Below are 264 nucleotides of genomic sequence, written 5' to 3'. Positions count from 1 at the left end.
AGCAGACACTGTGGGTGAGGCGAGAGCAGAAGCGATCGTCACCATGTCAGAGCAGACCCTCGCATTGATTTTGAGTGGTGACCATCATAAAGGTGATGTGTTTGCTACCGCGCGCATCGCGGGTATTCAAGCCGCGAAGAAGACATGGGATCTTATCCCCCTTTGCCACCCCTTGTTGCTGTCTAAGGTTGAGGTTCAATTGACCCCAATAAAAGAGACCAATCAGGTGCGTATTGAGTCAACTTGTAAGCTTGCGGGTAAGAC

The 264-nt window shown here is 50.8% G+C and carries 1 protein-coding gene; it reads left to right on the top strand.

Features of this window, described 5'->3' with window-relative positions:
* The coding region (locus AB4585_RS25225) for a cyclic pyranopterin monophosphate synthase MoaC (RefSeq protein WP_372171504.1) at window positions 1-264 on the top strand (264 nt) is incomplete at both ends.

This window comes from Vibrio sp. 10N.222.49.C9 (assembly GCF_041474985.1).
Taxonomy (GTDB): domain Bacteria; phylum Pseudomonadota; class Gammaproteobacteria; order Enterobacterales; family Vibrionaceae; genus Vibrio; species Vibrio crassostreae_C.
The sequence above is the reverse complement of the archived record's forward strand: the minus strand, read 5'-3'. Positions and strand labels throughout refer to the sequence as shown.